Annotated in this window: 4 protein-coding genes; 3 read left to right on the forward strand and 1 reads right to left on the reverse strand. The window is 44.7% G+C overall.

What is annotated here, in order from left to right; translation table 11 throughout:
• Position 1: 1 nt before the first annotated feature.
• Positions 2-2,248, reverse strand: coding sequence for a S9 family peptidase (locus LSG34_RS03580; RefSeq protein ID WP_233007429.1), 2,247 nt, complete (start codon positions 2,246-2,248; stop codon positions 2-4).
• A gap of 292 nt (positions 2,249-2,540) precedes the next feature.
• Here LSG34_RS03580 and LSG34_RS03585 point away from each other — a divergent pair, with 292 nt between their 5' ends.
• The 3 genes from LSG34_RS03585 to LSG34_RS03595 all read left to right on the forward strand — a co-directional run bounded on the left by LSG34_RS03585 (position 2,541) and on the right by LSG34_RS03595 (position 7,318).
• Positions 2,541-5,132, forward strand: coding sequence for a TonB-dependent receptor plug domain-containing protein (locus LSG34_RS03585; protein WP_233007430.1), 2,592 nt, complete (start codon positions 2,541-2,543; stop codon positions 5,130-5,132).
• A gap of 107 nt (positions 5,133-5,239) precedes the next feature.
• Positions 5,240-6,130 carry an alpha/beta fold hydrolase gene (locus LSG34_RS03590; protein ID WP_233007431.1) on the forward strand — a complete coding sequence of 297 codons (891 nt, stop codon included), beginning with the start codon at positions 5,240-5,242 and terminating at the stop codon, positions 6,128-6,130.
• A gap of 75 nt (positions 6,131-6,205) precedes the next feature.
• Positions 6,206-7,318, forward strand: coding sequence for an META domain-containing protein (locus tag LSG34_RS03595; RefSeq protein WP_233007432.1), 1,113 nt, complete (start codon positions 6,206-6,208; stop codon positions 7,316-7,318).
• The last annotated feature ends 692 nt before the right edge of the window (positions 7,319-8,010 follow it).

Consider the following 8,010-nt stretch of genomic DNA (forward strand, 5'->3'; position numbering starts at 1 on the left):
TTTATTGTTTTAATTGACGCTCAAAAAACGCCGTAATGGTTTTATGTAAATGGGTTTGCACTGGCTGGCCAAACATAGAGTGTTTGCTCCCGGGATAATCCATGCTGTCGAATAATTTCCCTTGCTTTTGCAGCTCAGAATACAGCTTGGTGCTATGGGTAAACAGCACGTTGTCATCCGCCATACCATGGTAAATCATCAGGTTACCCTGATAATCCTTCACATAAGGGAACACCGAACTCTGCTGATAACCCGCCTTATTGCTTGCAGGGTGGCCTAAATAGCGTTCTGTGTAATGGGTATCATACAAAGCCCAGTCGGTGACAGGAGCACCGGCTACACCAGCTTTAAAATAGTCACCGGCTTTAAACATCGCCATAATGCTCATGTAGCCACCGTAGCTATGGCCATAAATGCCAATACGACCAGCGTCGACATAAGGCAAGCTGCGCAGATACTCAACGCCTGTAATTTGATCGTCAAGCTCTACTACCGCCAGCTTTTTGTAGATAGGATCTTCAAAAGCTTTACCACGGTTTTCCGAACCTCTGTTATCCAACTGGAATACGATATAGCCGTTTTGTGCCAGGTACTGGAAATACAGGTCTTTCGGGCTCCAGCTATTGGTGACACGCTGTGCACCTGGTCCACCGTATACACCGACGATCACGGGATATTTTTTTCCCTTTTCAAGCTGTGCAGGTTCAAAGGCCCGGTAATACAAGGTCTGGCCATCTTTTGCTTTTAAAGTGCCAAACCTAGGTTTCACCAACTTATCTTTGTACTGGGCCAGCGGATGTGAACCAGACACATCATTCGACTCAAGCACAGTCAGCACTTTGCCTTCGACAGTCTTCAATTCCACTTTAGTCGGCTGTAACACACTGGAATAACTATCTATAAAGCTCTGGCCTGTTTCTGCCATCACAACGGCGTGCGAAAACTCAGCCTGAGTAAGCCTCTTGCTCTCACCTCCTTGAACAGGTACCGAATACAAATGACTTTCGAGCGGTGTATCTTTACGGCCTGAGAAGTAAATGATGCCCTGATCTTCGTTAATGGCTTCTATCTTGTTAACAATCCAGTCGCCTTTGGTCAGTTGACGAACCAAAGTACCGTCGAGTTTATAAAGATACAGATGCTTATACCCGTCCCGCTCAGATGCCCAGACAAAATGCTGTTTATCTTTTAAGAAATGCAAATCGTCATTTAAATTTAACCAGGTGGGGCTCTGCTCTTTCAGCAACACTTTGGTACTGCCAGATGGTAATTCGACGGAACGTAGTTCCAGATGCTGCTGATCACGGCTTTGCCATTGATAAGTCAACAAAGACGCCGATTTACTCCAGTTGACACGGGCCAGGTAAATATCCTGCTCTTTGCCTAAATCAAGCCATTGCACCGCAGGTTGCTGTACTGCAACCACACCCAGCTTCACTTTTACGTTTGCTGTGCCGGTAAATGGGTAACGCTGATTAAAGAGCTTAATTTCATCTGCGTAAATTTCATTACGCACAGCTTCGGCCACAGGGGATTCATCAATCTGACTAAAAGCAATTTTGCTGTCATCAGGAGCCCACCAATAGCCAGTCATTCTGCCCATCTCTTCCTGAGCAACAAATTCAGCCATACCGTTCTTAATCAGACCCTGACCATCTGTCGTTAACTGGGTTTCTTTGCCTGATTTCAGGTCCAATACAAAAATATTTTGTTCCCGGATAAAAGATACATACTGACCTTTGGGCGATATTTGTGCATCGGTTTCGAAGGCTTCGGTGTTGGTTAGCTTACGCGCTTTCTGGCTGGATAAGTCGTAATAATACAAGTCACCATTCAGTGGAAAGAGTAAAGCTTTACCATCTTTTGACCAGTTATAGCTTACAATTCCACTGGCAAATAAGCGTAAGCGCTCTCGCCTTGCTTTTTCCTCATCTGACAACAACTCTGGCCCGCTAAATAGTTGATTTGAATCAACTAAAATACTGTGCTTGCCTGTTTTGATCTGGTACTGCCACAGATCCAGCCTGTTCGCATCCGTTTCTTTCCCTTTAAGGTAAGTAACACGGCTGCCGTCGGGAGAAAAGCTTAAAGAACGTGGCGCTGTACCGCTTAATGCAGGTTCTGCAAACAAACGTTCCAGAGGTAAATTGACGTTTGCCTGAGCTGTTGCGGAGAGTAATACAGTTGCCTGAGCTGTTGCGGAGAGTAATACAGTTGCCAGGCTTGCCGGAGTCAGAAGTTTTTTCACTACTAGAAATCCTCGATTAAATGAACCCTGCTATCTGAATCGACTTTCAGTAAAACAGCAAGTCGGATCCGACATTTTTCAGTTATTTAGGTTCAATTTTTAAGTCATACTTCTGTAAAAAATCAGTCCAAAGCCCCGAAAAGCACCAGAATGGTGCGATGATTCACCAAAAAAGAGCGATCAGATCACAGAAAATCACGATAGACAAAGCTGAGTTTTTCAAATATGGTCATTACAGAGCTCGTAGATAAAAATGAGCCAAAACAAAAATCCAGATGAGAAGGCAACATCCATGAAGAAAGAATCAATCCACTACCATCCTGTTGCTGCCGCTATAAAAATCGCTTTATGCGGCAGTTTATTGATAAGCACCTCTTTGTTAGCACAAGAAGCCACTGATGCGACAGCGGAAAAGAAGGCTGAAGATGCAGCTGTCGAGAAAATTGTTGTTATAGGTGCTCGTGGCGCTCCGCGCTCTGTAGGTGATTCAGCTGTACCTGTAGACGTTATAGGTGGCGAGGAGTTTTCAAAAACCGGTACCAGCGATATGGTCAGCCTAATGACAGCCGCAGTCCCTTCCTTTAACGTCAGTGCGCAACCCATTAACGATGCTTCAACCTTGATTCGCCCAGCCAACTTACGTGGCCTGCCACCAGACAGCACCTTAGTGTTAGTTAACGGTAAAAGACGTCACCGTGCAGCTGTTATTACCTTCTTAGGTAGTGGTATTTCTGACGGTTCGCAAGGTCCGGATATTTCTGTCATCCCATCCATTGCACTAAAACAAGTCGAAATTTTACGGGATGGTGCAGCAGCACAATACGGTTCTGATGCTATAGCTGGTGTAATTAACTTCCGCTTAAAAGATGCTGCCGAAGGCGGTTCTTTTGAAGTGAAAAGTGGTCAATTTTATGAAGGCGACGGTGATTTGCGCCAGGTGTCGGGTAACATAGGTCTACCATTTACCGACAATGGCTTTGCCAATATCAGCGGTGAGTTTAAACAGGCCGATCCTACCAGCCGTTCAGTACAAAGAGATGATGCTGCAGCCTCAGCTGCCGCAGGCAATCCATTTATCGAAAATCCAGCCCAGGTGTGGGGTTCACCAGAATTTAAACGTGATGCCAAGTTATTTGCCAATATAGGCTTAGAAGTAGCAAAAGACCGAGAGTTTTATTTATTCACTAACTGGGCAGAACGTGACGTAGAAGGTGGTTTTTATTATCGCCATCCTACTACGCGCAGTGGTGTTTACTCTAATGATGAGGGTAAAAACCTGCTGATTGGTAACCTGGATGAAAGCTTAGGTGCTTGCCCAAGTGTTGCAGCTCAGAACGCTGATGGCTCCATCCGTAATCATGGAGCGATACAAGGGGATGTCGATGCACTTCCTGCTCACTGCTTCACCTACTACGGTATGTTACCAGGTGGTTTTACACCTAAGTTTGGTGGTGTTATTACAGATACGGCCATTGCTTCTGGTGTAAAAGGTGAACTGGATTCAGGCTGGGCTTTTGATGCAAGTATGTCTGTTGGCCGCAGTGAAGTGGAGTTTTATATCAAAAACACTCTGAATGCTTCTTTAGGTGCTGATACTCCGCGCTCCTTTAAACCAGGTAAGTATGTTCAACTTGAAAAAGCGGCCAACTTAGATTTTAACAAACCGTTTGAAGTTGATGCCCTGCCATACCCACTGAATGTGGCTGGTGGTGTGGAATACCGTGATGAAACCTTTGAAATTTATGCCGGTGATGCAGCCTCTTTTGAAGTAGGTCCTTTAGCTTCACAGGGTTTTGGTATAGGTTCAAACGGCTTCCCAGGCTTTAAACCAGAAGATGCGGGTTCGTTTAACCGTTACAGTTACGCTGCTTATACAGAGTTAGGTGCTGAATTCAGCGACAGTTTCCGCATGGATTTTGCTTTGCGTTTTGAGGACTTTGAAGACTTTGGTGATACTACTAATGGTAAAGTGACTGCACGTTATCAGGCCACCGATGAAATTGCTTTCCGCTCTGCGATAAGTACTGGGTTCCGGGCTCCTACTATAGGTCAAAGTAACGTACGTAACGTCACTACATCATTCAGCCCTGCTGGTTTGGTGGATACTGCCACTTTACCGCCAACTCACCCTATCTCAATCCAAAAAGGTGGTAAGCAGTTAACTCCGGAAGAGTCAAAAAACTTCTCTATCGGTACAGTTGTTGAAGTGAACGATTGGTACGTGACTTTGGATTATTTCCATATCAAAGTAGAAGACCGTATCAGTCAGACTTCTTCTCTGGATTTGACGCCTGAAGATATCGAAGCGCTGTTAGCTTTAGGTGTTAAAGATGCCAGCAGCTTTACCGGCGTTAAGTACTTCACTAACGACTTTGATACCACAACCCAGGGTTTGGATTTAGTTGCTAACTATAGTTTTGATCTGTGGAACGGCCGCACAGGTTTAGCTTTTGCGTATAACTGGACAGATACAACAGTGGACAGCTACTCGAGCAATATCAGCGAAGCTAAAGTAGAGCAATTAGAGCGTGGTTTACCCCGTGTTCGTGGCAGCTTCACCGTCAATCAAAATTATGGTGACTGGAAAGGTTATGTTCGTATCAATCACTTCGGCTCTTTCTACGAAGATCATTTAGACAGCGGTGTGTTGACTGCTGCTGACGGTGGTTTACCTATTGAAGTGGGTTCAGCGATCACCACTGACGCAGAAATCAGCTATAGCATCAATGACAGTTATGAAATCAGCGTAGGTGCTCAAAACTTATTTGATGAATACCCTGATGAGCATGAGTGGCAAGGTGTAGCGGGTTCTAAATACCCGACAACTGCTGTTATGGGTATCAACGGTGGTTTCTACTACGTTCGTTTAAACTATAACTTCTGATAGACGTCAATAAACTCAAAAGCCCGGTCTCAAGCCGGGCTTTTGTATTTGCAGATCTGGTATGACCATGGCAAAGTGCTGTTAGATTTGCTCAATAAAGACAGATGATGGATTTAATCCCCTGGAGTTACTCAACTCAACACGGTTTTACCTTACGTGGATTTTATACTCTGCCAAGCGGTAAAGCAGTGCTGCATATTTTACACGGCAACGGCTATTGCAGCCGGATGTACCAACCTTTTTTAGCTCAATTACTTCCCCACTTTGATTTGTTTTTATCTGATGCTCAGGGTCATGGAGACAGCGACCACGGTGGCATTTTTGTTGGCTGGAATCAAAGTGCGGATCTGGCCTTAGAAGCCTGGTCTGCCTATCAATATTTATTTTCTGGTGTGCCCTGTTATGGAGTGGGCCATAGTTTTGGCGGCGTATTAACTGCACTCATTAATAGCAAAACGTCCAGTCCTTTTGATGCTGTAGTGTTACTTGATCCTGTTTTGTTTACGCCTGGCATGCTGACGATAATGAAGACTCTGGACTGGCTGGGGTTATATAAAAAGAATCCGATGGCTAAAAAGGCTTTAAATCGACGCCAACATTGGCCAGATAAAGATTCGGCTTACAGCTATCTGCATCAAAGGGGCATGTTTAAAAACTGGCATGATGATGCGCTGGCAAGTTATATAGATCATGCGTTAGAGCACGGCAACGAAGGCCTGACATTAAAATGCAAGGCCGAGCGCGAAGCAGAAATATTTGCGTCTTATCCGAAACAACTATGGAAACAGCTTCAGCAGCCCTGTAGCCCAACTCTTCTTATCCATGGTCACAAAACCTACCCTTTTGTCAGTAAATCTGCAGAAAAGTGGCGTAAGTTAAATCATGCTGTTCAACTGCATAAAGTCAAAGGCGGCCATTGTTTTATGCAGGAAAATCCAAAGGACAGTGCATTAGTAGTGCTAGAGTTCTTACAACTCCAGACAAAGAATAAAATATGACAATTTTTAATCAGCAATACCATTCGACTGTCTGCGTAGTTGCTTTATAATGGCGCCAATTTTCTTGGGATCCAGATGAATATGAAGCAGAGTTTTATTTTAAGCGCTTTAGTTTTAGCTTTGGCGGGTTGTAGTCAGTTACCAGAGCAAGCGCCAGCCCCCATCAGCGAAGTCAGTGAGCCAGTTGTGGCGGTTGAACCTGAGTTAGTTGAAAACGAAGTGTTGAATGATAACGTGGCTCAAGCGCAGGCCACTGATTTTGGCCATATTTTTATTGATCGTGATATGAGTTTTGTCGGTACTTTGCCTTGTGAAGGATGTCCTGGAGTAAAGTATCACGTCAATTTATTTCAGGACGGCAAGTTTGAAGCACGTCAGGAGTTTATTGATAAGCATGAGGTGAACCTGGTGAAAGGCACCTGGTTGCTGGAAGGTCGTGTGATCCATCTGATGTCTCAGCAAACTAAAATTCCTTCTTTCCAGTTTGTCAGCAATAACAAAGTGGTGCTGTTGGATGAAGCAGGTAAACCTGTTGTCTCCAAAGACAACTATGAATTAGTACGCTCAAATAACTTTATTAAACTGGATACCAGCATGCAAATGTTGGGTATGTACCAGGTGATTGATAATAATGCTGTTTTCACCTCATGTACCAGCGGTGAAAAATCAACCATAGCCATGACTCAACATCATATTCCAATGCTGCGTAATTATCAGACAGACAAAAACCTGAATGGTAAGCCTGTGATCGCAACCATGATCGCACGCCAGAGCACAAAAGAAGACAAGATGCTGTTTGTGGAGAAATTTGAACAGTTTTGGCCTGGCGCAACCTGCCCTGACACACTGAATGTAGCCAAGGTACAAGGTATTGTTTGGCGGGTAGAGCGCGTGAAATTCATCCAGGTACCACAACAATACAATTTACGTATGCTGTTTAACGACAATGCCAAGCTGTACGGATTCTCAGGTTGCAACGTATTTAACGCAAGCTACAGCCAAAGTTCTAACTTATTGAAAGTGAACCCTTTAGTTAGTACTAAAAAGTATTGTGCTCAGAGTAACTACTACGAATCTAATTTCACGCAACATCTGCAAATGGCTGATCGCATTGAATTAAACGGCGATAAGTTACAGTTATTCCACAACAATGAAGTGGTTGTGGAAATGAAGCCAGCGCTTAATTAATCTCTCCTGATGCCTTTGTGATGTCAGCAGATATCACAAAGGCTCTGTTTTTATCGCCTTGTCTTCTGCCACAGCTTTTATCGCTTGCTGGTTTCTGTCCGTATCCCATCGTATTGCCAACTCACAATGATCATCCTGTAGCCAAAAAAGTATATTGATCAACCATCGTCGTTGTCTCCACTGCCCTTTTCTATAGTGCAGACCTGCTCTTGCGCTTAAGGTTAAGCTTGGATTACCACCGAGTATGGCATTTAGTAACCGACTGATTGCAATCAGTACATTGTTGCTGTAATTGCGTAGTGGGCTTGGCATGAATTGGCCTTAGGATTTTATATCTGTTTGAATTTGAGTACTTTTGCATAAATATAAGTAGGGTGCAATCGGTTGTAGGGGCGTCCCTTGTGGGCGGCCGTGTTTGATTTTTGTTGGATTGTTGAGCGGGTTTGGGGTTGGTTTGAGCGGATTGGTTCTGAATTTGGGTGCGGTGAACTACATTGCTCACCCCATCCCTGGGGTTCGTCCCTGCGGGACCCGCCGTTGGCGGTCCAAATTGGCTCCCGGCCAATTTGTCGCATGGGTGAAGTCGGGGTTTCAAGACGCAAACAGTTTTGCGTCTTGCCGACTGAACGCGACGAGCTCTGCGAGGACGCCGGATGATGCCGTGCTCGGGTGATTGACCACCGATTTCGAAG

Origin of the sequence: Rheinheimera faecalis, assembly GCF_021290965.1 — a bacterium.
In the GTDB taxonomy this organism is placed as follows: domain Bacteria; phylum Pseudomonadota; class Gammaproteobacteria; order Enterobacterales; family Alteromonadaceae; genus Pararheinheimera; species Pararheinheimera faecalis.

Bases quoted from the DNA above. Each gene is read 5' to 3' on its own strand.
- LSG34_RS03585 (WP_233007430.1), top strand. From the start codon at position 2,541: ATGAAGAAAGAATCAATCCACTACCATCCTGTTGCTGCCGCTATAAAA.
- LSG34_RS03595 (WP_233007432.1), top strand. From the start codon at position 6,206: ATGAATATGAAGCAGAGTTTTATTTTAAGCGCTTTAGTTTTAGCTTTG.
- LSG34_RS03590 (WP_233007431.1), top strand. From the start codon at position 5,240: ATGGATTTAATCCCCTGGAGTTACTCAACTCAACACGGTTTTACCTTA.